Origin of the sequence: Vibrio sp. S9_S30 (genome assembly GCF_014694455.1) — a bacterium.
Lineage (GTDB): Bacteria > Pseudomonadota > Gammaproteobacteria > Enterobacterales > Vibrionaceae > Vibrio.
This window is the reverse complement of the sequence record NZ_JAAUWT010000009.1, coordinates 45,018-71,450: the sequence shown is the minus strand read 5'-3', so window position 1 is coordinate 71,450 and position 26,433 is coordinate 45,018. Positions and strand designations below refer to the sequence as shown.

The 26,433-nt window shown below is 45.4% G+C and carries 21 protein-coding genes; 12 read left to right on the top strand and 9 right to left on the bottom strand.

Annotation, left to right across the window (positions count from 1 at the left end; translation table 11 throughout):
- Positions 1-99 precede the first annotated feature (99 nt).
- The 8 genes from xsc to HC752_RS12300 all read left to right on the top strand — a co-directional run bounded on the left by xsc (position 100) and on the right by HC752_RS12300 (position 9,807).
- Complete coding sequence (xsc, locus tag HC752_RS12335) at positions 100-1,908, top strand: sulfoacetaldehyde acetyltransferase (RefSeq protein ID WP_190335448.1); 1,809 nt, start codon at positions 100-102, stop codon at positions 1,906-1,908.
- A gap of 206 nt (positions 1,909-2,114) precedes the next feature.
- Positions 2,115-2,522 (top strand): nuclear transport factor 2 family protein, encoded by a 408-nt coding sequence (locus tag HC752_RS12330; protein ID WP_190335447.1) that lies wholly within the window; start codon positions 2,115-2,117, stop codon positions 2,520-2,522.
- Between the two features lie 59 nt (positions 2,523-2,581).
- A complete protein-coding gene (locus HC752_RS12325; RefSeq protein ID WP_238930517.1) occupies positions 2,582-4,024 on the top strand; it encodes an NAD(P)/FAD-dependent oxidoreductase in 1,443 nt (480 codons plus the stop codon).
- 296 nt (positions 4,025-4,320) lie between these two features.
- A complete protein-coding gene (locus HC752_RS12320; protein ID WP_446751441.1) occupies positions 4,321-5,229 on the top strand; it encodes a TRAP transporter substrate-binding protein in 909 nt (302 codons plus the stop codon).
- A gap of 87 nt (positions 5,230-5,316) precedes the next feature.
- Complete coding sequence (locus HC752_RS12315) at positions 5,317-5,874, top strand: TRAP transporter small permease (protein ID WP_190335444.1); 558 nt, start codon at positions 5,317-5,319, stop codon at positions 5,872-5,874.
- 15 nt (positions 5,875-5,889) lie between these two features.
- Entirely contained in the window at positions 5,890-7,233 is a 1,344-nt protein-coding gene (locus tag HC752_RS12310) for a TRAP transporter large permease (RefSeq protein WP_190335442.1), read from the top strand.
- Positions 7,234-7,843: 610 nt separating this feature from the next.
- Positions 7,844-8,923, top strand: coding sequence for a lamin tail domain-containing protein (locus HC752_RS12305; RefSeq protein WP_190335440.1), 1,080 nt, complete (start codon positions 7,844-7,846; stop codon positions 8,921-8,923).
- Positions 8,920-9,807, top strand: coding sequence for a hypothetical protein (locus HC752_RS12300; protein WP_190335438.1), 888 nt, complete (start codon positions 8,920-8,922; stop codon positions 9,805-9,807). Before HC752_RS12305 ends, HC752_RS12300 begins: the two co-directional genes overlap by 4 nt.
- A gap of 259 nt (positions 9,808-10,066) precedes the next feature.
- Here HC752_RS12300 and HC752_RS12295 read toward each other — a convergent pair whose 3' ends face one another.
- The 7 genes from HC752_RS12295 to HC752_RS12265 form a co-directional block, all read right to left on the bottom strand.
- Positions 10,067-10,558: a MarR family winged helix-turn-helix transcriptional regulator gene (locus HC752_RS12295; protein WP_190335436.1), complete on the bottom strand. Its 492-nt coding sequence runs from the start codon at positions 10,556-10,558 to the stop codon at positions 10,067-10,069.
- A gap of 184 nt (positions 10,559-10,742) precedes the next feature.
- On the bottom strand, positions 10,743-11,786 hold the full coding sequence (locus HC752_RS12290; protein WP_190335434.1) for a methyl-accepting chemotaxis protein: 1,044 nt from the start codon (positions 11,784-11,786) through the stop codon (positions 10,743-10,745).
- A gap of 560 nt (positions 11,787-12,346) precedes the next feature.
- On the bottom strand, positions 12,347-13,426 hold the full coding sequence (locus tag HC752_RS12285; protein ID WP_190335433.1) for a site-2 protease family protein: 1,080 nt from the start codon (positions 13,424-13,426) through the stop codon (positions 12,347-12,349).
- A 397-nt stretch (positions 13,427-13,823) separates the two neighbouring features.
- Positions 13,824-14,987: a hypothetical protein gene (locus HC752_RS12280; RefSeq protein WP_190335431.1), complete on the bottom strand. Its 1,164-nt coding sequence runs from the start codon at positions 14,985-14,987 to the stop codon at positions 13,824-13,826.
- Between the two features lie 94 nt (positions 14,988-15,081).
- The gene (locus HC752_RS12275) at positions 15,082-16,143 is read right to left on the bottom strand and encodes a hypothetical protein (RefSeq protein ID WP_190335429.1); all 1,062 of its coding nucleotides are present in this window, start codon (positions 16,141-16,143) and stop codon (positions 15,082-15,084) included.
- A 145-nt stretch (positions 16,144-16,288) separates the two neighbouring features.
- Positions 16,289-17,734, bottom strand: coding sequence for a succinate-semialdehyde dehydrogenase (locus HC752_RS12270; protein ID WP_190335428.1), 1,446 nt, complete (start codon positions 17,732-17,734; stop codon positions 16,289-16,291).
- A 136-nt stretch (positions 17,735-17,870) separates the two neighbouring features.
- A complete protein-coding gene (locus HC752_RS12265; RefSeq protein ID WP_190335426.1) occupies positions 17,871-18,212 on the bottom strand; it encodes an ArsR/SmtB family transcription factor in 342 nt (113 codons plus the stop codon).
- Between the two features lie 672 nt (positions 18,213-18,884).
- Here HC752_RS12265 and HC752_RS12260 point away from each other — a divergent pair.
- Positions 18,885-19,727, top strand: a complete 843-nt coding sequence (locus HC752_RS12260; protein WP_190335425.1) for a DUF6279 family lipoprotein — start codon at positions 18,885-18,887, stop codon at positions 19,725-19,727.
- Between the two features lie 125 nt (positions 19,728-19,852).
- Here HC752_RS12260 and HC752_RS12255 read toward each other — a convergent pair whose 3' ends face one another.
- Complete coding sequence (locus HC752_RS12255; protein ID WP_190335423.1) at positions 19,853-20,224, bottom strand: DUF4440 domain-containing protein; 372 nt, start codon at positions 20,222-20,224, stop codon at positions 19,853-19,855.
- 1,030 nt (positions 20,225-21,254) lie between these two features.
- Here HC752_RS12255 and HC752_RS12250 point away from each other — a divergent pair.
- Together HC752_RS12250 and HC752_RS12245 are read left to right on the top strand one after the other, a co-directional pair.
- Entirely contained in the window at positions 21,255-22,226 is a 972-nt protein-coding gene (locus HC752_RS12250) for a hypothetical protein (protein ID WP_190335422.1), read from the top strand.
- 83 nt (positions 22,227-22,309) lie between these two features.
- Complete coding sequence (locus tag HC752_RS12245) at positions 22,310-24,055, top strand: HEAT repeat domain-containing protein (RefSeq protein ID WP_190335420.1); 1,746 nt, start codon at positions 22,310-22,312, stop codon at positions 24,053-24,055.
- On the opposite strand, the gene HC752_RS12240 is transcribed toward HC752_RS12245, so the two are convergent.
- Entirely contained in the window at positions 24,049-25,239 is a 1,191-nt protein-coding gene (locus HC752_RS12240; RefSeq protein WP_190335418.1) for a sugar efflux transporter, read from the bottom strand. The two genes, HC752_RS12245 and HC752_RS12240, sit on opposite strands and share 7 nt — an antisense overlap.
- Positions 25,240-25,520: 281 nt before the next feature.
- Here HC752_RS12240 and HC752_RS12235 point away from each other — a divergent pair, with 281 nt between their 5' ends.
- Positions 25,521-26,420 (top strand): helix-turn-helix transcriptional regulator, encoded by a 900-nt coding sequence (locus HC752_RS12235; protein ID WP_190335417.1) that lies wholly within the window; start codon positions 25,521-25,523, stop codon positions 26,418-26,420.
- Positions 26,421-26,433 lie beyond the last annotated feature (13 nt).

Below are 26,433 nucleotides of genomic sequence, written 5' to 3'. Positions count from 1 at the left end.
CGTATAAAAATCACACGATTAGAGTAATGTTAAATTCCAGTTAACGAAATGTATTATTCCAAATTTCGAAATTTAGTGTATTTCATCAAGGAGACAGCGATGAGAGAAAAGACAAGAAGCGTGGTTGAAGGAAAAACGCGCATGACACCTTCAGAGGCGTTTGTAGAAACACTGGTTGCCAATAATGTACAGGACATGTTTGGCATCATGGGATCCGCTTTTATGGATGCCATGGATATTTTTGCCCCTGCTGGCATTCGTTTAATCCCAGTCGTTCACGAACAAGGGGCAGCACACATGGCCGATGGCTACTCACGTGTTTCTGGCGAGCATGGTGTGGTGATTGGGCAAAATGGACCAGGGATCAGTAACTGTGTGACCGCCGTCGCCGCCGCCTATTGGGCGCACAGCCCAGTGGTGATTGTAACGCCAGAAACGGGCACCACCACCATGGGGTTGGGCGGTTTCCAAGAATGTAACCAGCTTCCGATGTTCCAAGAATTTACTAAATACCAAGGGCACGTAACCCACCCTTCGCGCATGGCGGAATACACCGGTCGCTGTTTTGATCGTGCAATGAGTGAGATGGGTCCGACTCAACTCAACATCCCACGCGATTATTTTTATGGCGACATTCAATGCGAAATCCCGAAACCCGCTCGTCTCGATAGAGGTGCGGGTGGCGAACAAAGCTTAAATGATGCAGCAGACATCTTAGCTCAAGCCAAATTCCCAGTGATCATTTCCGGTGGTGGTGTCGTGATGGGCGATGCCATTGAAGAATGTAAGGCATTAGCAGAACGCTTAGGTGCAGCGGTCGTGAACAGCTACTTACACAACGATTCGTTCCCTGCCAGCCATGAATTATGGTGTGGTCCCCTAGGCTATCAAGGGTCGAAAGCGGCAATGAAGCTGATTTCCCAAGCGGATGTCGTCGTCGCACTTGGCTCACGTCTTGGTCCTTTTGGTACTCTGCCACAACACGGCATGGATTACTGGCCAACCAAGGCCAAGATCATTCAGATCGATGCCGACAACAAAATGTTGGGATTGGTTAAGAAAATCTCCGTAGGCATTTGTGGTGATGCAAAAGCCGCTGCTGTCGCCCTGACCCAACGTTTAGAAGGTCGCACGTTAATGTGTGATGCAAACAAACAAGCGCGTTTCGAGAAAATTCAAGCCGAAAAAGCCGCTTGGGAACAAGAACTGGATGACTGGACGCACGAAAAAGACCAGTTCAGCCTAGACATGATCGAAGAGAACGCCCAAGAGACACCATTCTCTGGTGGTGAGTACCTACACCCACGCCAAGTCTTGCGCGAACTCGAAAAAGCCATGCCGGAAGATGTGATGGTGTCAACCGACATCGGCAACATCAACTCCATTGCCAATAGCTATTTGCGCTTTGAAAAACCACGTAGCTTCTTTGCCGCCATGAGTTTTGGTAACTGTGGTTATGCGTTCCCCACCATCATTGGGGCAAAAGTGGCCGCGCCTCATCGCCCAGCGATTTCTTACGCGGGTGACGGTGCATGGGGCATGAGCCTAGTCGAGACCATGACGTGCGTACGCCACAATATTCCTGTGACCGCCGTGGTTTTCCATAACCGCCAGTGGGGCGCTGAAAAGAAAAACCAAGTGGATTTCTACAACCGTCGTTTCGTTGCTGGCGAACTCGACAACCAAAGCTTCGCCGAAATCGCACGCTCTATGGGTGCCGAAGGCATCACGGTCGATAAATTGGAAGATGTCGGTCCCACTTTGCAAAAAGCCATCGACAGACAAATGAACGAAGGCAAGACCACCATTATCGAAATCATGTGTACACGTGAATTAGGCGACCCATTCCGTCGTGATGCGCTGTCTACACCCGTGCGTCACTTAGAGAAATACAAAGATTACGTCTAAACAAGGCCGACTGGCACCGCCAGTCACCCAGTGCAAGAACGGTTAATTATTGGTATGTATATCTCAATATGGAACGTTATGTCTCGCATATTGAAATAATAAAACTGTAACCTAGCAAAACACACAGCGGTTGAATCTGACTTCATACCCAGATCTTTCTCTCATCGATTCATGTTTGTACTGCTGATTTTTGAAGGAGCAAGAAAATGAACACAAGCAATCAAGATCAAATCACCATCCCAACTCTTCAAGGTTTTAGCGATGCGTGGAATGCCCATGACATTGAGGCTTTATTAAGCTTCGTGACCGACGATTGCGTGTTTCACACCGCCGCAGGTGCAGATTTGCAAGGGAACACCTTCACAGGGAAAGAGGCACTTCGCGACGCATTCGCTGTCGTATGGAAAAACTTCCCTGATGTTCAATGGAAAGATCCCGTTCATTTTGTCTCGGGTGATCGCGCGGTGACGGAATCCACATTTTGCGCAACCACGCCCAATGGCGACCGAATTGAAGCGCGCATGGTGGATGTATTTACCGTAAAAGATGGAAAAATTCAGGTTAAGAACGCTTTCCGTAAAGATCGTCCCGCCATCAGCGTCGACGTCAAATAGCCACTGGAGGCAGCATGAACTCTGATTCCATGAACTCTGATTCCATGAACTCTGATTCCATGAATTCACACATACTGAATGGTGCAGCGCCTGCGCCTTCTGAAAAAAAGCGGGCTCCGCAAGCATACGACCCCCGCTACGATCCGCTTACGCGGCAGACCCCAGGAACCGATCAAGCCTACGCGCCTACTTACTGGATAGGTACGGCGGGTGAACCACCTCAAGACGATGGTCCAATTCTGTCGGATACTGATGCGGATGTGGTGATTATTGGATCCGGCTATACGGGGCTGACCGCCGCAATATACCTCGCGGAACACTATGGAATCAGAGCCACAGTCTTGGAAGCCAACCGAGCCAGTTGGGGGTGCAGCACCCGTAACGGGGGGCAAGCACAATGTGCAAGCGGTCGTTTAAAACGATCACAATGGATAGAACGTTGGGGGTTAGACACCGCGTTGAAGATGCACCAAGAATGTCTGGATGGTATGGAAACGTTCAAAAATCTTATCAAAGACATTGACTGTGACCCACAGCCCGGTGGTCATCTCTATATTGCGCATCGCAGTAAGGTCATGCCGACACTAGAAAAAGAAGCCAAGCTGCTGCGCAATACCTTTCATTACGACGCACAAATTCTTGATGCTGCCACGGTAAAGCGCGACTTTGTTGACGACAAAGAAGCGGAAGGTGCCATGCACGAGCCAGAAGGCATCGGCATTCACGCGGGAAAGTTGGCGTTTGGCTATTTGGAAAAAGCGCGCCGTTTGGGCGTAAAAGTACACACCAGCAGCCCCGTGACTGGCTGGATATCGGAAGGCGATCTTCACTACCTCACCACCCCTGGAGGCATCGTAAAAACGCGGGCGGTTGGCGTTGCCACGGGGGGCTACACATCACAAGGGTTACACCCTGAATTGAAAAACCGCCTGCTGCCGATTCTCTCCAATTCCATCGTCACTCGCCCACTTACGCAAACAGAGATCGACGAGTGCAATTTTAAAACCAAACAAGTCTTAACGGATACCCGTGTTTTACGCCATTACTACCGCCTGCTACCAGACAACCGAGTGCAAATTGGCTCGCGCAGTGCGATAACCGGCAAGTCCGCACCAGAAGAAAAGTATAAGCAATTTCTTGTTAACGATTTACACCGTAAATTCCCTGCCCTTCAAGGCATAGAAGTCGATTATTCATGGTGGGGGTGGGTCGACGTTAGCCACGACATGATGCCGAGAATTTACCAACCCAACCACAAAGAATCGATTTATTACGCATTGGGTTATGGCGGTAATGGTGTGATGTATTCAGCGCAAGCGGGCAAACGACTTGCCCAATGGATCGCGGGAGAAGGGCAAAGCCTCGACCTGCCTATTTTTCAATCTAAGTTGCCCTTTCCAAACCTTCGGGATGTGGTGGCGTCGGAAGCGTTTGCTCCGTTTCGACGCATGGGACAACGGTTTTTGTACAAGTGGTATCACCTCAAAGACGAAGTGCTGTAACCCGCACCTCTTTTGGCGATTCACAGCGAATCGGCTTAATGAGTAAAGAGTCACTGAGTTGACACCGATTTAAAGATTGAGCGACAACCCATTTACTTACTACGCATTTTCTAAGGAGAACGACACGACTATCTCGGGGCGTCTTGCGGAAACATCTTCATCCAACCACGGACGCATAACACGCACATGGACGAAAGGTTAAAACAATGATACTTACCAATTCGAAATTCATTTCATTGAGCGCTTTGATTGCCGTCGCAATCGCGGCTCCCGTCACGTCTGCCAAGACCTTTAAAATGGCACTGGGTGACGCAGCGGGGGGGACACAATGGGAATTAGGCACCAAATTTAGCGAACTGATGGAAAAGAAAACCAATGGCAGTGTGAAATTGGATTTGTTTCCGAATGGTCAGCTTGGCAACGAACAAGATACCGTCAATAACGCCGCCATCGGCTTACTTGATTTTTCCGTACTCGCGATCAATAACGTGACGCCCTTTTCTCCGTCGGTGGGTTTGCTCACCATGCCGTACCTGATTCAAAGTGCGGAAGAGGCAAAAAAACTGACTCAAGGTGCTGTCGGTGATGAGTTAGTGAAAAACACCATTCGTGATGCCAATGTTCGCATTGTTGGCTGGGCATATTCTGGCTTCCGCGTCCTGACCAATTCTAAGCGCCCTGTCAAAACGCTAGAAGATCTTAAAGGGCTGGTGATTCGAGTACCGAAGAACGACATCATGATCTCAGCTTATCAAGCATGGGGCATCAACCCAACGCCAATGGCGTGGTCGGAAACCTTTACTGGCTTGCAGCAAGGCGTGGTCGATGGCCAAGACAACCCTTACATCACAGTGCACGCGATGAAGTTCAACGAGGTGCAAAAATACATCACCAACATCCGCTACATCTTCTCGATCGAGCCTTTGATTGTCAGCGAATCCATTTTCCAAGAGCAATCCAAAGACATACAAGAAGCGATACTTTCGGCAGGCAAAGAAGCAACGGAGTACAGTTATCAATTCTTATTGGAATCGGAAGACCGGATCCGCAAAGACTTAGTGGCTAAAGGTATGGTGATTACCGAACCTGCCGATGGCGAGAAAGAGTGGATAAGCAAAGTCACCAAAGAAGTGTGGCCAAAGTTTTATGCCAGTATTGGCGGCAAAGAAAAGCTGGATAACACATTGAAATCTCTGGGCCGTTAATTCAGGTCTGAAGACGGTATTCGTCCTTACACAATGGCATCTGGTCCTATTTGTTGGATGCCATTCTAGCTCGCAGAGACTCGTGTTATGAAGTCATTGAGAAAACACCTAAACAATGTTGAAGAATACACATGCTGCCTGTTACTGGCTTCGTTTGTGGTTCTTCTCTTTTCGCAAATTGTATTGCGGCAGACGTTCCAATATTCCATCCCTTGGGGTGATGAAGTGGCTACCTACATGTTTGTTTGGTTTGCTTATTTGGGCGCTGTTGTGGCGGCGAAGATGTCGGCACATAATCGTGTGAGTTTCCATTTTCGATTCTTCCCACCGATAGTCAAAACCGTTTGTGAAACCATCGCCGACCTTATCTGGGTAGCGTTTAATCTTTACTTTGTTTACCTGAGTTACGACTTTGTATTCAACAAAATGAACCTATTTTGGAAGTCTCAGACGACAGGCATTCCCATGAAGTATTTCTACCTGATTTTACCCATTGCTTTTTTCTTAATGGCGGTTCGCATTCTATGGAACAACTACGAAAAATGGGTGCTAGGCATTGAACCCACCGATCCAGAAAGCGAAGAGGTTCAAAAGCAATCGTTAAAAAATGACTTTCTCAAAAACAAAGCCTACAAGGCAAAATAAGGTGGAGCCTCAAGCATGGAAGCCTATTTAACGCTGATTTTATTTGGCAGCTTTTTGGTGCTGCTGATGTTGGGAGCGCCGATTACCGTGTCGTTGGCGGGTGCCTCTATGGCGGCGTACCTATTACTGGATAAAAACCCCATCGCCTTAGTGCAAATTGCCTTTACCTCGGTAGGTAACTTCCCTCTCATGGCGCTGCCCGCATTTGTATTAGCGGGAGCATTAATGGAAGCGGCAGGCATCTCAAAGCGGCTGGTCGATATCGCCGAGAATTTAGCGGGGCCGGTAACAGGCGGATTAGGCATGGCCACCGTGGTAGCTTGCTTGTTTTTTGGCGCGATCTCCGGTTCAGGGCCTGCGACCACCGCCGCGGTTGGCATGCTCATGATTCCAGCCATGGTGAAGCGCGATTATGAAAAAAGCTATGCCTCCGCCGTCACTGCGGCCTCAGGCGGGCTTGGGATCATCATTCCCCCGTCTATCCCACTCGTGATTTTTGGTATCTCGTCTATGGGGTTAATGCCGCCCCCTGAAGCGATTGCCGAGCACGGCACGTTTTCTACCGTTTCGATTCCTAAACTCTTTGTTGCTGGCGTGATCCCAGGCTTGATTATGGCGCTGTCGCTGATGGCAACCAATTATGTTATTGCCAAAAAACGAGGCTACAAAGGGTTAAAAGAGGATTGGGATTCAAAAGACATCAGAACCGCAGCAAGGCATGGCGTTTGGTCCATTCTGGCACCGTTTCTTATTCTCGGCGGCATCTACAGCGGCATTTTCACGCCGACCGAATCGGCCGTGGTGGCGATTTTCTACTCCTTGTTTGTTGGGTTGTTTCTCCACCGAGAACTCACTTTCCAAAGCATCATCCAATCCCTTTCCACTACGACGTGGATAACGGGTCGTGTATTGTTAATTTTGTTTGCTGCAACCGTCTTTGGTCGCCTTCTGGTGGAGCAAAAAATCCCAGTGGTGGTGGCTAATTCGTTGCTTAACCTGACCGACAACATGTATCTGGTATGGACGCTGACCATCAGCTTACTGATCTTCATTGGGATGTTTATGGAAACCCTAGCTGCCATCATGATCATTGTGCCAGTGCTGCTGCCGATCATGTATATGCTGGGTGCCGATCCCACTCACGTCGGCATTGTAGTCGTATGTGTATTGTCGATTGGTTTTGCCACCCCGCCCCTTGGGGAAAACATCTTCGTGGCATCGGGGATTGGTGGCTCAACGGTTGAGCAGATAACGGCAAGAATTCATCCGTTTGTGATGACCTCGGTGATCGCGGTCTTTATCATCGCCTTTTTCCCGAGTTTGTCGCTGTACCTGCCTAAGCTATTTGGGTTTCCTTGATCGTGAAGCAGGGCAATTCAAAAGAAAGATACCGACTTTAAAGATTGAAGGTTATAAGCCCTAAGAATCCATGATCGCGTCCGCTATCGCTAATCCAAGTACCACCAGCAAGACGGGGAAAAGCCACAAAAAAACACGCACTGCAATAGAAGCGCTATCTTCGACTATTCAGCTACGTGGCTTTGATTTTTACTCGTGCTTCTTCGCACTCAATTCGCATTAAAATGTAAATGAATTATTTTCAACAATACATAGCATTGTTATCAGGCGAAGAAAAAAAGGGGGGAACAACGTTTGGTTCCTTTCTCCATTCTGCTTTCTGCGTTATCTCATGGCCACCAACACTGTTTATTTTATGAGTACTCATGAATATAGAGTGAGAGCAGAAGAGATCATTTATCAATAAAATAAGAAATGCTCTCTTTAGAAAACAGGCTAAAAAACCTCCCTTTTACGTAGCCGTTGATTCTTTCAGTTCGGAATCTCATCTTACGTACATTTGTTTTGAGATCCTCTACCCATCTTAATTAAAATTATATTCTAATAAAAACCACATTTTAAATATTATCCTCCGCTCTTTTTGCTATACACATAATAATTGAGCGAGAACATGAAAAAATTATTTATTAATCTAGGTGCAATCTCTATAGCCATCGGGCTAGCAGGCTGTGGGGAAGAGGGCAATTCCAATGATATTCAAGCCAGTTTTTCAAACGCTACGAGCAGCATGACTCAAGCTCTGAATATTAAGTCAATCGATGAAAAAAAATCAGGTATCAGCAGAAACCACTTTCGAAACGCTTCCATTGTTTCGCCACAGTCAGAATTGATTATCAATGAAATATCAACCTCCAAATATACTGATGATCAACGCTGGATCGAAGTATACAACTCCGGCAGCACCAATATCGACCTTAGCCAATATTCCCTTAGGTCAAAAGCAGTCAATAATAGCTACATCCTACAAAAGGATTATACCTTCCCACTCCCCCAAGCAACCTTGAACACAGGAGAGTACGTTCTGATCCAAGCCAGAAGATTACATAATGCTCCAGCAAAAACGGAACGCTCTAAGCAACTGATTGTATTAGATAACGAAAACTATATTCCATATTGGGGAAGCAATGGTTTTGTTGAAATTGTGCAAAACAGCAATAATCAAACCGTCGACTTTGTTCGTTTTGGCACAGATACAACTCTCCCTACATCGGCAGAGAACTGGACAGGCACCTCCACTATTGAGGCATTGCCAAAGAGTTTAGGCGGCAGTTTATCGCGCTCTCAAATGCATACCGACACCAACAAAGCTGAAGATTGGAGAATGGTTGCATTCGCAACGCCTGGAGGTGTCAACGATGTGAATCACTGTGTATCAGATGACGATGCAGACAATATCCCCGATTGTTCAGAACGCCCAGAAACAACGTATGCAGGTATGGATATGTATGGTTGGGGAGCACGAGAAAATCAACCTGATATCTTTATAGAACTGGATTACATGGATGCGACCAACGGAAATCTACAGCTTGCTGATGAGGGCATCATCCCACACAAAGAAGCGCTCGACAAAGTGCAGCTTGCTTTCCAGAATAAAGGCTATTCGCTGCATTTCGATACAGGCTCATTGCACGGTCAGGATCACAATCTAGGGGGGGTAATCAAGTCCCCTTCTCTTTTAACATCAGTATGAATCCGAAAAGCTCTGTGACTCTGCAAAGCTATAAAATCGAGCACATGGATATTCGTCGCCGTTTAGTGTTTTACTACATGATGTTTGCAAGCAGCCAAAATAAAGATGGTACTCCTAGCTCTTCAGGTATCGCAGAGTTCAACGGGAATGATTCCCTTATCACTCTAGGAAGGTGGAAGCTTAATAGCAATTCAGCCACGAATAGAAACAACCTTGTGAATACTCAGGCTGCCACCCTCATGCATGAATTTGGTCACAATCTAGGCCTTAAGCACGGTGGGAATGAAGTGCTTAACTTCAAACCCAATTACCACAGCACAATGAATTACATGTATCAATTAAATGGACTTTCGACACTTGGTGTGATAGAAGGCGATCGCTACTACCATAGCAACTATTCAGAAGAACTCGCCAATACACACTGCCGAGATACACCTCAAAGCTATCCTACGACACCACGTGGATTGCATCTGGGTCCTTTTGCGTCCCCAGAGGACTTTAAAATCGACTACTCAAATGGCTTAGGTCAGCCGCTGGACGAAAGTAACTTAGACGAAACTAAAGGTCTGGGTCATCCCGTCACTGATGGTGTTGATTTCAATTGTGATGGCGATACAAAGGATACGGGACTGTCACTGGACATTACTAACGCGGATAGCGAGCAACAAAAAACGATCCTGAATGATTTTAACGACTGGGAAGCCATTAGTTTGAAGTTCCGTAACACACCCAATGGCAGTACACGCGCTCCTTCGACACCCCATCATGTTGTCGAAAATTCTAAGCAGGATTTTTTATTAAATGATCGTCAAACAGTCATTGTTGAAGATACGCCTTCTAGAGCATTTTTTGACTACTTGAGAAAACAAGAAATGATCAATTAAATCCAACGTTGTCCAGTGTGGCCGCTGTAAAAGCCGCATGGACAACCCATACAGTGGCGGGTTTACATACCCGCCAATCTCTTCTTAGTTCTAAACCATCATTTTAGTTCTAAACCATCATTTTAATTCTAAACCATCAGTGGGAGCGGGGTGAAAATACGATAACTAAAACGTTAACCAGAACGTACTGCCTTACAAAGATTGCCACAAAAATCGTCCACCAAATACTCACCTGATGAGTCAGAAATATATGGCATGTCTAATCTGTTTTCTCCTGAGCAGCCAGTAGCTTGCTCAGCAATATCGCTAATGCGTCCCTCTCTTCACTCTCTAGAACCTTCAGAATCATTTCACTGTTGTCTATATGTGCTTCCACCGCTTTGTTAGCAATCATCAGCCCTTCTTCCGTCAAAGATACTTGAACACCACGTCTGTCATTCGGATCTGCACTCCGTACAACCAGCCCTTTAGACTCCAGCTTATCGATACGGTTAGTCATCGCGCCCGATGTCAGCATCATGGATTGCAACAAATTATAAGGACAAAGCGTGTAAGGTTTCCCTGATCGCCTTAGTGCCATCAACACATCAAATTCACCCGCATTGAGCCCAAATTCAGCGAACGTTTTATTCAGTTTTGGCGCAATATGACCACGTAGCTGCCCAATTCTGCCCAAAATGGCCATTGATGATGTGTTTAAATCGGGTCGTTGCTCTTGCCACTGACGCAAGATGGTGTCCACTTTATCCATTATTTTACTTCAGGTTAAGAATCTTAATTAGAAATTACTTTAATAGAATCAAAGAAATCTGGCAATTCTTAGCCCTCACTTTCGTTAAGTTGAAATAAAAATCGGTCTCAAAACGCATTTTGAGACCGATTCGAAGGTATTGAAAAACTGGGGCTGTTCACCGAGAGTTAGCGAAAAATTCTCACTATGGTTTAATGGCATGTCGTAAGTCGGCAATTAAGCCATCACTCAATTCCATGTTATTGGCAGAGCCTTCAACGGCCGCTTTGGCATCTTCTGCTAGCTGCTTCACCCTCTCTGCCATTTTTTCCATCTCTGAAATCTGCCATTGAGCACGATCATGAACATCGGTTGCAGCGGAACGAATTTGATCAATAGAAGCCGCCACCTGCTCTGCTTCTTCGTAGCTCGTGTTTTCCTGCATTTTAGACATGGATTCAGCAAACAATTTCGCATCATCAGCTAGCTTGGTGCTGGTTTTACTCAACTCTCCCATCAATGCATTAATTTTTTGAGCATCTTCACCCGATTTGTTCGCCAACCCTTTGACTTCTTCTGCCACCACGGCAAACCCACGACCAAACTCCCCCGCTCTCGCAGCTTCAATAGAGGCATTCAATGCCAATAAATTCGTTTTATCGGAAAGAGAGGTGATAGACGATGCCATACTTTCGATTTGAGAAAACTGCTGGCTAAGGTTATCTATTGATTCTTTAAGGTTATCGGCCCACTCAGAAGCCAGCAAAAATTCCGCCATAAATTCTGTTTGACGTTTATTCATCAAATTGAAATTGTCATGGACACTGAGAATTTGTGCTTGAGACACTTGCGCTAAACTCGCCAGTTCACCAGAACCGGAGGTTACCTCATGCGCTTGATCAACCACCGATTCAGCAAACGCTAAACGCTTTCTAGAAGCTTGGTTCACATTGACCGCATTGGTTCCCATCAACTGCACCTTAACACGCACTGCAGCCAACGTGTCCCGACAAAACGAGCTAGTGGTATTCTCAGCACATTCCGACGCCGATCCGTTTTCCTCGACCAATTTCAATACACTCTTGCTACTTACAATCGACACAATGAAAGGTACACAATAGGTAAGCAAAGCTTTTACTAAATTGAAATCCGCTGAGCCAAATAAAGAATTGTATTGATTGATAAGATTTAAGATGGAACCGACAACAACAGCGATAAAAAATGCACGCTTATAAAGAACAAACTGCATAATATTCCCTTTATTTATAATTGATTTTGGCTAGATCAGTATCTAACCTCCATCAACTTACCGTAAAAGAGGCATTTCAGCGAGTACTAAATTGCCAAATTTTAGAACTCAGACATCCATAAAAAATGACACTTAGGCTCTATCAGCTTAGGGGAGCTGAAAGAAAAAGGAGCGAATCTTTCAGTATTTCTTTTATAAAACAAAATGATAGAATGCACCTTGATTTAAGTGCGTCAGTACCATGGCTTTTCAGTGTGACAGTGGGGCATCGCTGGGTTTAGCGAAGTAGCAATAGTAGCGAAACTGGGTTCGGGGAGTGCATTTCCGAACCTGCCCTTTCAACAACCTGATGAGCATCCATTCGTCTTCCTTCATCGAGGAGGAGGAGGACTCTTTGATCACAACAACTCTTATTTAAGAACAACAAATCAACCACTTTGACCACACCAAAAAATGAGCCAAATAAGAAATAATAGAAGACGAGATTCAGAGATGAGAAAGCCAAAAAAAGCTAAGGTTATCACCCTAGCTTTTTTGAAACCCGATAGTGCGTTGGCGAACTAACTTGCCAATATTTGAAGTGGTAAGCTCAGTAGCTGATCGCCACTTGAACCGATATAAACCATCACCCCCACTAACGCCGAAACCAGTGCAACATACCACACAAATGACACGCATTGCCCATAACGATCTAATGGAAGAAGGTGGCTATGATGACGGGTTCGCCACTCAACAACGATTTCGATGCTGCCCATGATCAGCAGAAAACCAAACAGAGCCATACCAAACGTGTAGCTTGCAATAATGCCTGCGATAGCGGCGACAATGCACATCACCAACCCAGCGACACTGTTGAATGAGAAGCTTATGCTTTTCAGCACGTGTCCTCCATCCAATGGCAGCACTGGCAATAAATTGATCAAATTCAGAAAGGCATTAAATACAGCGAGCCCAGCAAAAAACACGTCTCCGGTTACCCAATACACCATCAACAAAACAATCGACAACACCAGACCAAACGTCGGCCCCATGATGGAAATCACCACATCTTGCCATCGGGTATTGATTTTCTCGTCACTGAGTGCGAGCCCGCCCAGAAACGGAATCAGGTAAATGCCTTTGGTTTTCAACCCAAAGTACTTCATGGCACGGATGTGCCCGTACTCGTGGAATATCAAGCACGCCAACAACCCGATAGCAAACTGGAAAGAGAAAAACCAAGAGTATGCAGCCAAACTCAATGCGGCGAGCACCCCTTTGATCACCTTGGCACTTTTCAGCGCTTTCATGCCTAATGCAAATAAGCCAACCACGCTGAACTTTCGTTCCTGCTTTACAGGTACGACCGGAGTTTGTCTTTCAATGTCTTTGGCGTTGCGTCGCCCTTCTGCCACCACCTGATCATTGGCTTTGGCTGCATAGTGTACATAGAACGGCTGCCAGTTCAGGTCCACATTGACTTGGCAATCAATGGGTTGTTCGCCATTGGTCAACTGAAAGTTGTGCAGGTGTTCCTGTCTGTCGGCATTCGCATCCAGCTGCGAAACAAGGGTGTTATCCCAAAATAGCTGCTGCCAGCCTGCCATGGACCCTTCCAGTCGCAATGGCTTCCCTAAAAAATCGATATTAAACAGTTCCACTCAGATTCTCTGCTGCAATAATAATTACACGTAGTTTAATTCAGATAGAGGTACAGAAACCAGAGTGCGCCAACAACAATGCACTTGTTCTTCCAAAGTGCGTTAAAGAAAAGCATGACCAATACGATCCGATCTGGTTAACATCGGCATCTCGCCACTTGTCTTGATTCCTTCTTTGTTTCTGATGTTGCTGTCGCTTAATCGCTCGTTGACGTTATCGGATGTGTCTTTTTTGATAACGAAGCCGTGATGTCCTTATCCATTTCATGTTGTCGCCCTAACCCATGTTTAAACGTGTCAAACGACTCGACCAAAAAGTAACAAATATGGTACATGACACCACGTACTGAATTAGGCGGTTTCACATTTTGAGATAATCACGCGAATATGCGAGCGCTTACTGCCCCAGTTTTTTCAGGAATTCAAGGCGTGCTTTCTCTTGCTCTGTGGGTTGATATGGCTCATCACTCAGTTGGGAAACATCAAATGACCCTAACAAATAAGACGCTTGCTCACTGATCCCAAAGCCCGTTTTTTGCCCCGGAAAATCCGACAGTTTTTCCAATTGAAGATAACGCAGTTCAAACTCGGTATTCGCTTCTTTTTTCAGGCTATTTTGTAATGCTTTGCTTTTTAAAACGCTGCTGTGCGCCTTCAAATGCATCTCTTGATTGCCTTCGGCTAACGTCTTTGTCTCACGTAATGACGCAATTGGCATACCGCTAGCAGAGAATAGGCTGGCTCGAAGCCGAAACGTCCCTCTCTTTTTGACGTCCAATTGAACAGGAATGAGCATGTCGGCACCTTTGCTCTCTAACGCGTCGACTCCTGTGATTTCCCCCACGGGCACATAGAAACGGAAATCACCGGTAAGAACATCATCCCCTTTTGCAAACGTGACTTTGGCTTTTACGCGAATTTCTTCTGGCCAATCTTCGCTCGGTATAAATGAGGCTTCTGCACCGTTAACGGTTTGACTGGCAATACTTTCCCCATTATTGATGCCTCGTAAATCAAACGAGACTTGCTGTATTTCGAGTGGCGACTCTATCGCCATACTAATTGGATGAGGATAAAAGTAACGGTATTGTTCCAACCTCAAAGCGGCTTTGTGCTTCCCCCCTAAAATAGGCAAGGTCACTTTGTGGTATCGATTTGGGTCAAGCGTCATGGGATCGTCGTCGTGTAGCGGCGGCGAATACGCAGGATGTTTCAATTCTTCGCTATACGCATGGGCGATCAACGAAAACTGCTGCTTAATGGGCGTCTCAAGTTCAACGGGCGGTGTTGGGAGATCCGTGACCTGATCAGACGGTTCCAAGCCGGACACCTCCATTCGTTTTTCCTTGAGTGCCACCTTTTCCTTGAGTATCACCTTTTCCTTGAGCATCGCTGCCCATTCTTCTTTGGGTTGACTGTCTTTTCTTGAGGCGCTGTCCATCATGGTGTCTTTGCCATACGATAGGTACGTCACCAAGGCGACCAAAACAACAGCAACAATAATGAAAAGGCTTCTAACATAGACGTTTCCAGAAAGAAACGGAGAGCCAAACACTTTCATAATCGAATGTCCAACGCATTACTGTGAAAAATAGGGTTCTGTCGAACGACGGAACCCGTATACGCAACGTACTGAATTCAATGCGCATGCAACATTACTGTGCTCTTTCCAACACATGGTATGTCAATTGCGACATGGATTGAGAATCGGAATGTTGGACATAACGATAGACACTACTCGACCACCAAGAGCTCTGATCTTCTGTCTTTACCGTGACCGTTTTGCCGTTACTTAAACTCACATTCGCGCGTGCCGTCGTAACTCTCCCTTCATGTCTGTTATCGATAAGGGAACCGTGAGAATAGCCCTCGCCCATTAACAACGGATAATGCTGTGCCATAAAATGGGTGACCCCCCGTGACTGAGCCGTCAATTTGCCATTAAATCCCACAAAAGCAGAGCAACTGTTGTAGCTGCCCACTGATTGTGCCCCACAACTCGAATGGGCTGCCACGACGCCGTCATCGTGCCCTGGAAGAAAGCCTGCCGTTAGCCCCAAGAAATCAGAACGGTCACCCACTACACGCACCCGTGGAACTCGGCTGTCTGGCGTTGCGGAAAGCTGCCTTGCGCTTGCGACTTTAAGATCGTTCAAAACACCCGTGTTATTCGATGTTGGTATCATACCTAGCCACAATGACAGCGCTTGTCTCAGTGTCCAATTGCCTAAGCCCCCTCCTTCTGCGGCATTAATAGCAATATCAGCCAATTCCGAACCGCCTCCTGCACCAGCGAAATCAACCGTCGCGATGATGTTCAAGGGCGTTAAGCCTGCGTTTTCAAGCCAACGTTTTTGGTTGTCCAAAATATATCGTGCTATGAGGTCACCCGTAGAATGCGTCACAAAAATGCACCCATTCGTACAGGTATTGTTGCGAGAAAGCGATTGAAGTTTTGGCCAAATATAGTCTGATGCAATTTTACCTTGGATTCGTTCATGAGAAGGCCAATCGATACGCTCATCAGAACGAGATAGCCAATAGGATCGCCAACCTTCTTCACCCGCTAACGCGACCTGTTGAGCGTTTGGCTTTTCGCTCAACTGATCGGCATTAAAACCGTGAATAAGGATGACTGGGTGCTGCGAAATGGCGGCTGAAGCGCCTGTAGAAACGTAGGCCATCAGGCATACTAGAGAGCAGATTAACGTCTTCATTTTATAATTTTCTCTTGTGCGTTATAAAAACAACAAGAATAGAAGCAAATTATTTAATTACTAAGGCATTAATGTCACAACCTATGATAAATGTTAAAAAATTGTAACATTATCGCAGTTTTATCCCTATTCTCTCACATCAACCTTACAATCCGCCCATCAGCATGTATTTGGTTTCTAGATAGTCTTCAATGCCTTGACGCGCACCTTCGCGCCCAAGCCCTGATTCTTTCATACCACCAAATGGCGCGACTTCCGTCGAAATCAACCCTTCGTTGATGCCTATCATGCCAGCTTCCAATTGCGCCGAAACCTGCCAGCTTCTTCTTAACGATTGAGAGTAAAAATACGCCACCAAACCCGCATCGGTTTGATTTGCCCGTTCGATCACTTCTTCTTCACTATCAAAGGTAAATATGGCGGCAAGGGGGCCAAAGGTTTCTTCATTTGCCACTCTCATGTCATCGGTCATTCCCGTTACAATCATGGGAGAACAAAAGAGATCCGCCGGTTTTTCTTTCGATCCGAACTCTAACGTTGCGCCTTTTTCCAATGCATCGTTTAGGTGATCGTACACTTTGTCGATCCCCGCCTGATTGATCATTGAACCAATGTGATTCTTTGGGTCGATGCCGTTACCAACATTCAGCTTTTCAAACGCAGCCTTAAGCTTCGCGACATACTCGCTTTGCACGTCGCGGTGAACAAAAATCCGGTTGGCGCAAACACAAGTTTGACCTGCATTTCTAAGCTTCGCAATCACGGTGCCTTGAACGGCAGCGTCGATATCGGCGTCTTCAAAGACAATGAAAGGCGCATTCCCACCCAGCTCTAATGACAGTTTTTTCACCGAGCCGGAAGACTGAGACATCAAAAGCTTTCCAACTTGCGTGGACCCAGTAAAAGAGACTTTGCGAACGGTTTTATTGTCCGTCAATGCCTTACCAATCCCAACGGCGTCGCCAGTAATAATATTAAAGACACCAGCCGGAATACCGGCTTCTTCCGCCAGTACACCCAATGCTAATGCGGTGAACGGAGTCTCTGGGGCAGGTTTAAGCACCACACTGCACCCAGCCGCTATGGCAGGTCCGCATTTTCGTGTGATCATCGCTGCGGGGAAATTCCAAGGTGTGATGGCGCCCACTACCCCAACAGGTTCTTTGGTCACCACGATTCTGGCGTCCGTTTTATGGGCAGGAATGATCTCGCCGTATGCACGCTTGGCTTCTTCTGCAAACCACTCAATAAAGCTGGCCGCGTACGCGACCTCGCCTTTCGCTTCGTGTATCGACTTGCCTTGTTCTGTGGTGATGATCGTCGCTAAGTCATCGCTGTTTGCTTGAATCAAATCAAACCATTTTTTTAATACATTACAGCGCTCTTTCGCTGTGCGAGCTTTCCACTCTTTCTGTGCTTTTTTCGCTATTTCGATACAATATTCGGCTTCTTCCCTGCCAAATACAGGCACTTCACCCACTTTCTCTGACGTGGCTGGATTGAAGATAGGCTGCTTGTCTGCCTCCTCCCCTACCCAATGCCCATTGATGTAACAACGCTGTTTAAAAAGGAGGGGATGTTGAAGTTTCACGGAGTGCTCCTGAGTACAAGAATTCGACTTCCGTAATATTTGTTCTAAATTTCGGAACAAATCAACCCATAATTGATTAAATGGTGACGTCGATACCCAGAAATTCAAAGCTGTATGACCGCGTTAAACTGAATTGTTACTCGCTATCCGTTAATTGCTTGTCTAGGTAAAATTCTAGTGCATCGAATTTGTCTTCCCAGAAAGTTTGATTGAACGCTAGCCATTCATTCACTTCGGCTAATGGACTGGGATTCAAAGAACATATGTGTTCACGTCCAACCACTTGCCGAGTCAGCAACCCTGCTCGCTCTAAAATTTTAAGGTGTTTCGTAACCGCAGATTTAGAAATGTTGTTTGGATTCGACAACGCTTTAACGGGCAATGATCCATTCGCTAACTGGCGTACCATTTCACGTCGTGTTTCGTCTGCGAGAGCCATAAAGACGTGGCTCAGTTGTTCGTCATTAATGTTTACCATAAGGTGTACAGTAGTTCTGAATTTTTACGTTGTCAACTTTCTGCTCTTTGCTTTGCTTTGCTTTGCTTTGCTTTGCTTTGCATAAGAATAGGTCAACTCATGTCGTCATAAAAAAGATGAAGCTAAGACGCGTATGAATGTGGGGTTTTCATCGCCGAGCTCTTTGCTAGGAAACCCATGCTACAATCGAAGCCCACACTAAAATCTACAAACTACAGACGAAAATCTACAAACTACAGACGAAAAAAAAGCCACACGCAAAACGCGGGTGGCTAAATCATTTGTGAACAAATTTCGGTTCACTAACAACGTCAGTTGGCTAGGTGACCCTCGGCTTTAAAAAGGGTCACTTTTATTAATGCATCTACCGTGCCAACTTTTTAAGCCATATTTCCGGCTAAAATCCGAACTCATCTCTCATAAATTCGCCATAAACATCAATGCTTTTGCATTTTGCAAATGCAGTTTGCAAACAATAGCAATATAAAACTTGTTTCACCTGAGGCGCGAATATACTCGTCTCACTTATAAAACACCATGCGTAAGCCCGTTGTGGTGGTTTTTTAAACTAATTCTGGGATATAAAGTACCATTAAGCATGTTGCTACGATTTATCTCTAGTGTTGTATAGTCATGACCAATATCTCCGTTACTTGTTAACAAGGAATCGCTATGTTTTGGAAACACCTATTACTACTTGCACTTTCATTTGGTTTGTTCGGATGTACAACCAAGTTGGTGTACAGCAATATAGATTGGATAGTGATGGAATACGTCGATGATTACGTCTCGCTGAATTCAGAGCAAGAAGAGGTCATCAAACTCAGCGTGCAACAACTGAGCGAGTGGCACAAAACTCAAGAACTCCCTACTTATATTGAACATCTCGACGAGCTCGCATCGATGGATCCCAAAGCCGTCGATGCCGCTTATGTTTTTAAGCATGCCGAAAAGTTAAGACAGCATGCCAAACGAGTGATCGCCAAGGCCTCACCAAACTTGTACGCACTTGTTAGCCAACTTAACCAAAAACAAATAGATGAACTGTTAAAAAATACCGCGAAAAATAATGAAGAGTATCGTGAAAAATATGAAGATATGAGCGAGTCGGAGATCCGCGAAGTGTATCAGGAAAGGATGGAAGACAATCTTGATAGATGGTTAGGAACGCTCTCGAAAGAACAAAAAGCGATCATCAAATCGTGGTCTGAGAAAGTCAAAATAACGAACGTCGATTGGGCGGCTCACAACGACAAAATGTACAAAGAGATAGAAACCTTGCTCAATCGCCGCGACGAAGTCCAATATTTTCAGTCCACGTTTATTCGCCTTCTCGATGATCCTGACAGTTTCTACACCGATTCGCTTAAACAAAAACTGGCACACAATCGACAATTATCCAGTGAACAAATCGCAAGGGTCATCAACCTAATGGACAACAAACAGCTGGCTTACTTCAAAGAAGAAATTGCAGACTGGAGGGACATTGCTCAAGATTTAGTAACAGCAAAATAGTGCCCACACTTCTCACTGAGCTAGGAAGAAACGTTGATACGTGCATTTCCCAGTCTGCGTCTCTTTGATGCAATACTCATGCATGTCCGTAAGCTCGCAGTATCAAAGGTGCCCCGAACCAGAACTTACTCTTTAATTTCAAATTCCGAGCATAACGTTCCCTGATGGTAAATAAGTTGCCAACTCTCATCAGTAGTAAGCGTCCAAATCGATGATCGTTTTGTGTAATCAAAATAACCGCCTTGTTGGTCTTGTACTGCTGTTTTGTAAAGCAGTAACCGAAGGGATGATTTAAGCTCGACACACAAAAATTCCTGAGCGTGAATTTCAGGGGGAACGTCCACGCTCCTTTCTTCTAATACATCCTCAAAGTAGTAGGTTACGCCTGCTTTCCCAACTTCTACAAAATCGGGATGCAACAGTCGCTTGAGTTCATCACGGTTACTTCTCACGCTATGCGCATGCAAAGCTCTTTCTTGTTCTATCAGTATTCTCACGCCGCCTCTCTTCCTTTTTTCTTCAGCCAGAAACCTACTCAGTCGAAATGTTAGAGGAACGAACCAAAAGCCAGTGCGCCTAAAATAGAGATCCTTTCCCCATATTTATGCCAAAGCACCATGATTTACATTCATAAATTTTGATGCCTTCCCAATTCAAGCACATCAAAGCCATGCTACATGACTGATAATTTCTCTTTTGTGAGCAGTGTTGCTTTCATTTTTCAAACACGAATTCGTTAGGAATAGAATTTTTTAGTCCATGCTTCGGAGCACAACCTTGCTGGATTGGCGGTTTCACACTCAAATGTTTCATATCCAACGCACCTCGACCAAATTCATAAGTCTCTACCCTTTTTTTGGGCTGGTACCATTCACCGCCATAAATCAAGCTAGGGCAATATTAATTTCATTCTCTTACTGACTCATCATTTGTTTATCTGGCGCTACAATATTAAAGACATTAAGGGTTTTGTGGCGAAAACAAAAACCATTATATTTTCATGGCTATAGTAAAGTTATCATTGATGTACCATTAATATACTGAACTAAAATCACATTTAATATATTGAACCGAAATCACGCTAAATATAAAAAAGAACATACACAAAATCTATTGGTATTTTTATCACCAGTTAAAAATACCCTTATTAATATTAACGCAAGTAAATAAATGGAACGCTAATAAATAGACTTAACATTAGAAATAATGTTTATTTTCTTTGATTTCACTCACATTAGTAGAAAGATTTAAGGCGATTTACTTTTCAACAATAATTAAATAACTCCTATAAAATCAATAGAATATAATTCCACTGCAAATAAAGGGATATTATCTTAATTAGATTAAACAAGGAGTTATCCATCTATTGACTGAGATATAAATAGGATTAAGTTAAATGAGTGTTTGATATTTTTATTTTCAATTTGGAACTTTTTTATTTATCCCTTTTTGATATTCAAACACATTTATCAACCTGAGATAACAGGTTTGACTTCAGCTTACAGGATGACTATTAAGGATAAGACAATGAAGAAAGCCTCAAATATGGCGTTGGCTGTCTGTAGTGCCTTGGCAATAGGGATATTTTCTCTCCCTACTTTCGCAGGCACTATGAATGCCGGAACCGTTTTAAACAAAACACACTCAGCAGACGTGCATAACGTTGTTGGTCGATTCCAACAAACACGGCATGCCTCTGGCTACGTGACTTATGCGGGAGGGAAAATACTGGGCAATACAGACAACCAGTTTACGGTGAATGTGGGACCGCATAATACGAAAATTGGCACCGTTTTTGGCAATACCAACCTTTCTTTTAACCCTCAAGAGCTTGACTGCGTACGTGGGCTGCATCTGTCTCTGACGGTCAATGCGTCGACCCCTCTTTCGATTAGCCCAACGTGTAACGCTCTTCTAAAAGCAGACATTAAACGCACCTTTTCTCACACCATTGCGACTCTCGAAGTGCCTATTCCTGAAGTCCCTATCGATCCGGCTGGCGTATTTAAGCTAGGTGTAAAAATTGGGGCGGTATTGAAAACGGGGGCAGATTTCGCGGCAGGTTTAGAAGTAGGCGGATTTGACAAGCCAAACACCCCAATCAAAATCAATGGACAGCGTCGACCCGACTTTGTTTACGCGTCTGTTCGGCCTTTTGTCTCTGGGGATGCGACAGCCAAAGGTTACGCCATGCTCAACCTCGGTGTTAAGACCGTCGAAAAAGGGGTGAAAGGTGCCATCAATTTGGTGAATGTTGGCACAACAGCGCACGCAGAAGCTGGGGTGACCTACAAGAAAGGCAGCGCGACGGATTTTCAGTACTACACACGGCTTAAATGGGATGCCAGTGCAAAAGGCGGCAGCGGAAACATAGGGTTGTACTGTCAGGTAAAATTATTGGGTATGTGGGACATCCTGAATGCGGAAACGACCCTCATCAGTTGGTCTCCAATTTGGGAGTTTAACCACACTATTTACGATAAGAAGACATTTATATAAAGCTCAAAATAGGGGGGCGAGCTTACCGCTCGTTCCCTTGAGATAGAGTGGAATTGAGTTAGACATCGATTAAAGGGGGAGACATGAAACGGATCATATTATTGCTATCTCTGAGTATTATTGCGATCACCACTGCCTTAGTCTTTATGGTCAGAGAAGAGCCCGAAGCATCTGATCATTCCGACACGATTCCTGTTTATGCACCCGAAATGAACAGCGAGCCCGCTGCCCTTTCTACGATTGCGAAAACACGGGATACGCACATACCCGATCCGGTGCATCGCTATCGTGTGACGCTCACAACAACCATGAGCAATCCGACGGCTCAATTGGGTGAAATGACCTACCGATTCAATATGGCTTTGAAAGCAGCGGACACCCAACCAAATGTGTACCTTGGGCAAATAGACGACATTCAATGGGCAGCCGACTCACAAGGAGAAGATCGCCCTAAACGCCTCACGTTTACCACTCAATTTTCAAAGGGCTCTTTTCACAACGTGGATTTACTGGGGTTAAATGACTCTCATCCTTTGACGATTATTCATACTACTCTCACTCAGTTTTCTTACTTTTCTGGCAGAAAAACACTGACCCTAGCCGATGGAAAGCACCGCTTTTACTTCGTCAGACAAGATGAATCCAGCCTTAAGCGAAACTGGCTTGGTTCGGTTTCGGATTCACAGAGCTATAAAATCACCGAACAGCAAGATCAGTGGCAATTAACTCACGATGCCCACGGGTTCCCGCAAACATTGGCGCATACCCACACACGAACCGTCGACTACGAAAATCAACAACTGACCGTTGTTCAGCAAACCACTATTGCGCCTTTGACAAGCACAACAGCCCTCAATTGGTCGATGAACCAATACGCAAGTCGCGTTAATCAACATTTGAAAGGGTTAGACGTGGCTACTGCCAGTAATAACGAGGCAGTGAGTGAAGCCAACTTTGCGAAACAATTCGAATTGTATGCAGGCTCACCCAATCTAGACAACGCCCACGTCATTGGGGCTTATCTTGCCAATCAAGGCTTTAATACGGTGAAAGATTGGCTTCAAAACCAGAACCTAACGGATAACCAGCAATCACTTTTGATCTTCGCGTTGGAGCGTTCACAAAGCGCTGAAGGGGAAACGATCCTTTCCCAATTAATTGAAGACAACTCACTAGACGAAGAAAATCGACTACGTGCCATCATGTCGATCGCCAAAATGGGTGACGTGAACTCCACTCATGCTCTGCAAACATTGGAAGCCGCCAGCGACAACAGCAATCAAATCATTTCAGAAACCGCATTACTCAATATCGGCATTTTAGGGAACCAATCCGAATCTTTACGCGATGAAGTGTCCAGCTACTTACGCAAGGCTTTACAGTCCGAGAAGGCGTCTTATCTCACGCTGGTTTCCATTGATAACCTGAATGATCGCACTCTGGATAGCCAAGTCTCTCACTATTTAGCAAGTGAGCATTTTGACGAACGAATGGTGGCGGCAAGAGTGTTAGCCAGAAACCCTGAAATGAAGCCAACCCTTCGTGAACAAGCGTTAAGAGACAGCAATCCGAATGTTGTGCGTGAAATTGTGAATGCACGTTTATCGACACCGAATTCACTGCCTTTTGATTCAAACTATCAGCACCAACTTCGTAACCGGATTTTGGATGGCGACGTGCCTACGCCAACAAAAGAAATGCTGTTTGAGTATCTAATGTCGGGTTCCGAAAATACGTCGGAAAATCAGGCGGTCGCAGAAGCGCTGTATAAAGAAGCAGATCTCTCTGAGTCCACAAGACAAACGCTCGCCGGCTTACTCAATCAATAAGCAGGGGCAATACCACGGGTGCTGCGATTTCTTAGCGCAGCCATCGCCAAGAAAACCAGCCCTAATACGGTTCCGCCTAAGCTTAAATAAAACGTACTGTAATAGTTGTACATGCCACCAACAATGCCAATGGAGATGCTCGCCAACAGCGTACTTCCCTGCAACACGTTAGAAAATAGAGTGGAAGCAACGCCAAGCTGGTCTTTCATCATATCTTGTAATATCACCATGCCTAACGAAGCGGTAATCCCGACAAATATCCCGTTGCATACCTGCATCGCGATTAATTGCCATACTTCTGTCGCTTTAATAATGCCGATAAAAAAGACCATGCCGCATATCATTGCAATCCCAACGACCCGATCCCCCCCATATTTCGCCGCCAGCCAGCCCGCAGCAAGCATAATAGGGATCTCGCACAGCGCGGCAATCCCCAAAAACGCGCCCGGTAAGCTTTCACTTAACTCCAATTCTTTGGTGATGTATAACGGCATCGCTGTTAAATACAAACCATTAGCAAAAAAGGCCATCAGCATGGATAAGCAAAACAACACAACCGATGCCCTTTGATACCAAGGAATCGCAACGGGTGCCTCTTCCACTTTTTCCTCTTTCATATCCCCGTTAGGCAGGAAAAAGAAAACAACCGCAATCGTGATTGCGATCATACCGGCCGATATAAGAAACGTTGTTGAGAAACCATATTCCGCTTTAATAATGAACGCAATAGGCGGTCCGAATACCCAAGCCAGCGCCATTCCAGCACGTAACGTAGACAAAAATGTCGTCGCTTGATCATGCAAATGCCTGTCGGCGTATTCGCGTGCCAGCGCAAATGCTTGCCCATAAATTGCCCCTGTTACACTGCCAAACACAACAGAGATCGCCACCGCTAAGTAATAGTCACGGATAAACGAAAATCCAAACACCGTCACCAAATAACCACAGAATGACACAACCAATATTTGTTTTCTTTTCCACCCACGATCAGAATGGTAAGCGATGAATTGAGAGACCACGACGGAGCTGAAAACAGAGAGCACTAAGAAAGCACTCAGCATAGCGGGGGTCGCACTGAGCGCTTCCACCATAAACAAGCTCGACAAAGGAAAGAAAAACGATCCACAAAGCCCGGTAGCAAAGGTCGTAAACAAGAACAGAATTGCCGTTCTATTTGTCCACATAGCAAGATCCTCACCGCTGCACCTTCATCCCAATAAAGGTTCAACATATTGATATTATTAAGTATTAAGTTGTAAGAGTGGCTACTCTCAGTCTCAAGATACGCAGGAAAAACACATTCTGCGTATCGGGTGTGTGTGCAATAAGTGTACTGAATATAATGCGCATGAATGGTAGAAATCTGTCGTGTGTCGATACTATTCATTCAAAATACCATTACACTTTGACAGCTCTATACAGTATTAGGTATACCCAGAAGACGCGTATTTAGGAAGAAAAACACATGAGACCGTTTGTCGAAGCCATTGGTGATAAACCCCATTTCAATTGGAAGATCAGTGAGTATGTTTGCGACGCACCAAAAGAAGGGTACGCCTGTGCATGGCATTATCACGTTGAATATGAATTGGTTCTCTATCGCGACCCAGGACATTGCTTTGAAGGCAATTTTTTTGCGGGCGATCATATTGGGAAAGTCGACCACAACACCCTGCTGCTTTTTGGGCCGGGCTTACCCCATATGCTTTCGGGGCGTTCGTTTGCGCAAGCCTTCCAACCCCACAGCACCCTGATTTTGTGGTTCACCCAAAGCTGGATAAACAACCTGATTAAAGCCGCGCCCGAGCTCGCTCATATCAAACCCATGCTTCACCGCTCTTATCACGGCCTAGAGTTTTCTAAAGAAATGGGAGAACGGCTGTTTCACAAATTGAAAGATCACCGAGTGCTTTCCGCCCACCAGCAACTGCTGTTTGTGATTGATGCCCTCACGCAGTTAGCCGATGAGCACACCGCCACTTCGCTCTCTTCATCAAGCTATGGTATCGAGCAAGCCACGCAGCCAGATGGAAGCTTTAGCCGAGTCGAAGCCGCTCGGCAATTTATTGAAAGCCATTACCATGAACCCATTAAAATCCGTGATTTCTGCAAGACGCTTCACATGAGCGAAAGCTCGGCTTATCGGTTGTTTGAAAAGCACTTTAAAGAAAGCTTTTCGGAGCATTTAAAGACATTTCGAATAGGTAAGGCGTGCGAATTGCTCGTCAATTCCGACATTCCGGTATCACTCGTCGCAGAACGTTCAGGGTTCAATAACTTGTCTAATTTTAACCGCCAATTTAAAGAGAAGAAGCAAATGACCCCGTCCGATTTTAGGGGCCAGTTTACTAAGCATCACAGCTAGTTTTTCGTATCAG

What these genes read in the sequence shown, in the direction of transcription:
- HC752_RS12240 (WP_190335418.1), bottom strand. Translation starts at nt 25,239, where the DNA reads ATGTGGACAAATAGAACGGCAATTCTGTTCTTGTTTACGACCTTTGCT.
- HC752_RS12265 (WP_190335426.1), bottom strand. Translation starts at nt 18,212, where the DNA reads ATGGTAAACATTAATGACGAACAACTGAGCCACGTCTTTATGGCTCTC.
- HC752_RS12320 (WP_446751441.1), top strand. Translation starts at nt 4,321, where the DNA reads ATGGCACTGGGTGACGCAGCGGGGGGGACACAATGGGAATTAGGCACC.
- HC752_RS12290 (WP_190335434.1), bottom strand. Translation starts at nt 11,786, where the DNA reads ATGCAGTTTGTTCTTTATAAGCGTGCATTTTTTATCGCTGTTGTTGTC.
- HC752_RS12260 (WP_190335425.1), top strand. Translation starts at nt 18,885, where the DNA reads ATGTTTTGGAAACACCTATTACTACTTGCACTTTCATTTGGTTTGTTC.
- HC752_RS12325 (WP_238930517.1), top strand. Translation starts at nt 2,582, where the DNA reads ATGAATTCACACATACTGAATGGTGCAGCGCCTGCGCCTTCTGAAAAA.
- HC752_RS12295 (WP_190335436.1), bottom strand. Translation starts at nt 10,558, where the DNA reads ATGGATAAAGTGGACACCATCTTGCGTCAGTGGCAAGAGCAACGACCC.
- HC752_RS12275 (WP_190335429.1), bottom strand. Translation starts at nt 16,143, where the DNA reads ATGAAGACGTTAATCTGCTCTCTAGTATGCCTGATGGCCTACGTTTCT.
- HC752_RS12310 (WP_190335442.1), top strand. Translation starts at nt 5,890, where the DNA reads ATGGAAGCCTATTTAACGCTGATTTTATTTGGCAGCTTTTTGGTGCTG.
- HC752_RS12245 (WP_190335420.1), top strand. Translation starts at nt 22,310, where the DNA reads ATGAAACGGATCATATTATTGCTATCTCTGAGTATTATTGCGATCACC.
- HC752_RS12280 (WP_190335431.1), bottom strand. Translation starts at nt 14,987, where the DNA reads ATGAAAGTGTTTGGCTCTCCGTTTCTTTCTGGAAACGTCTATGTTAGA.
- HC752_RS12250 (WP_190335422.1), top strand. Translation starts at nt 21,255, where the DNA reads ATGAAGAAAGCCTCAAATATGGCGTTGGCTGTCTGTAGTGCCTTGGCA.
- HC752_RS12235 (WP_190335417.1), top strand. Translation starts at nt 25,521, where the DNA reads ATGAGACCGTTTGTCGAAGCCATTGGTGATAAACCCCATTTCAATTGG.
- HC752_RS12330 (WP_190335447.1), top strand. Translation starts at nt 2,115, where the DNA reads ATGAACACAAGCAATCAAGATCAAATCACCATCCCAACTCTTCAAGGT.
- xsc (WP_190335448.1), top strand. Translation starts at nt 100, where the DNA reads ATGAGAGAAAAGACAAGAAGCGTGGTTGAAGGAAAAACGCGCATGACA.
- HC752_RS12305 (WP_190335440.1), top strand. Translation starts at nt 7,844, where the DNA reads ATGAAAAAATTATTTATTAATCTAGGTGCAATCTCTATAGCCATCGGG.
- HC752_RS12300 (WP_190335438.1), top strand. Translation starts at nt 8,920, where the DNA reads ATGAATCCGAAAAGCTCTGTGACTCTGCAAAGCTATAAAATCGAGCAC.
- HC752_RS12315 (WP_190335444.1), top strand. Translation starts at nt 5,317, where the DNA reads ATGAAGTCATTGAGAAAACACCTAAACAATGTTGAAGAATACACATGC.